Below are 1,653 nucleotides of genomic sequence, written 5' to 3' on the forward strand. Positions count from 1 at the left end.
GGCGCCCTCGCGGTGGGCGGGGTGGCCGTCGTCGCGGACCTGGCCGGTGCGCCCGCCGGGCCGCTGGGCGCCAACTCGACGGCCCTGTACGGCATGCGCAGCTCCACCGGCAACACGTACGCGGCCCTGCCCGGGCGCGCCGGACGCATCGACGTGTACCGGCCGCCGGGCCAGGGCCCGTTCCCGGTCCTCGTGTGGAACGCGGGCTCCGGCTGGCGCAGCGATCGCGGCTACAGCGACGGCGCCGACGTCGCCCGCGGCCTGGTCCCGCACGGCTACGCCGTCGCCGCGTTCTCGGTGCGCAGCTCGAAGCAGGGCACGTTCCCCGCCCAGGTGGAGGACGCGACGGCGGCGGTCCGCTGGGTGCGACGCAACGCCCCGGGCCTGCAGCTGGACGCGGGGCGGGTGGCCGTGGCCGGCTCGTCGTCGGGCGGCTGGAACGCCCTCATGGCCGGCCTCACGGGCGGACAGGACCTGGACCGGGAGCCGGTGCCGCCGCCCGGCCGGGAGGTGCCCGACGGTGGCCACGCGATCCCGGAGGAGGACCGCGTCCAGGCGATCGTGGACTTCTTCGGCCCCACGGACTTCCTGACGATGAACCGCCAGATGCTCCCGGGCGCGTGTGCGGACTACAACCGCGCGAACCGGCTGGAGCACTGCCACCTCGACGACCGCAGCACCAAGTCGGACATGCTGGGGGTGCCGGTCCTGGCCTCGGGCGGCCTGACCCGGTTGGCCTCCCCGATCGCGCACGTGCGCCCGGATTCGCCGCCCCTGCTGGTCATCCACGGGCGCAAGGACGTCACGGTCCCGTGGGGGCAGAGCCTCGAGCTGTACCGGGCCGCCGAGGCCGCCGGACTGCGCACCGCGTTCTACTCGGTGGCCGAGGGCGGCCACGACCTGGGCATGATGACCGCGAAGACCCGCAGCGCGGAGGTGCTCCGCAACGGTGTGCCGGCCAGCGCCGTGCACGCCACCATCTCGTGGTCCGCGGTGGCCTCGTTCCTGGACGCCGTCCTGCCGCGCTGAGCCGGCGGCCGACCCCGCCCCGGCATGGCGAAAGCCCGGGAGCACGAGGCTCCCGGGCTTCACATCTGGCGGTGACGGTGGGATTTGAACCCACGGTACGGGGTCACCGTACACAGCATTTCGAGTGCTGCACCTTCGGCCGCTCGGACACGTCACCAGACCAGGACACCCTACCCGAGCCGTGGCGGCGCGCCCAAACCGGCCGCCCGCCGTCGTCGGGCGCGGGCGCGTTCAATCGCGCTGTGCCGCGAAGAACTCCCGCAGCAGCGCCGAGCTCTCCTCGGCGCGGACGCCGGCGCGGACCTGCACCCGGTGGTTGAAGCGGGGGTCGCGGACCACATCCAGCACCGAGCCGCACGCGCCCGCCTTCGGGTCCCACGCCCCGAACACGACGCGCGGGATGCGGGCCAGCAGCAGCGCGCCGGCGCACATGGGGCAGGGCTCGAGGGTCACCACGAGGGTGCAGTCCGTCAGGCGCCAGCCGTCGCCCGCCCCGGCGGCGGCCCGCAGCTCCGCCCCGCGACGCAGCGCGAGGACCTCGGCGTGGGCGGTGGGGTCGTGGTGCTGCTCGCGCTCGTTCCCGACGACGGCCAGGACGGTCCCGTCGCCGGCCACGAGCGCGGC

At 75.4% G+C, this 1,653-nt stretch carries 2 protein-coding genes and 1 tRNA gene; 1 reads left to right on the plus strand and 2 read right to left on the minus strand.

Going from position 1 to position 1,653, the window contains the following annotated elements; genetic code table 11:
• Positions 1 to 1,029: alpha/beta hydrolase (locus HMPREF3105_RS11530; RefSeq protein WP_070709725.1), on the plus strand; the 1,029-nt coding region annotated here is incomplete at its 5' end.
• A gap of 66 nt (positions 1,030 to 1,095) precedes the next feature.
• On the opposite strand, the gene HMPREF3105_RS11535 is transcribed toward HMPREF3105_RS11530, so the two are convergent.
• Both HMPREF3105_RS11535 and HMPREF3105_RS11540 read right to left on the minus strand, forming a co-directional pair.
• Positions 1,096 to 1,186, minus strand: a tRNA-Ser gene (locus HMPREF3105_RS11535).
• A gap of 74 nt (positions 1,187 to 1,260) precedes the next feature.
• On the minus strand, positions 1,261 to 1,653 hold a 393-nt coding region (locus HMPREF3105_RS11540; RefSeq protein ID WP_070709728.1), incomplete at its 5' end, for a nucleoside deaminase.

The organism is Micrococcus sp. HMSC31B01 (assembly GCF_001816085.1).
In the GTDB taxonomy this organism is placed as follows: domain Bacteria; phylum Actinomycetota; class Actinomycetes; order Actinomycetales; family Micrococcaceae; genus Micrococcus; species Micrococcus luteus.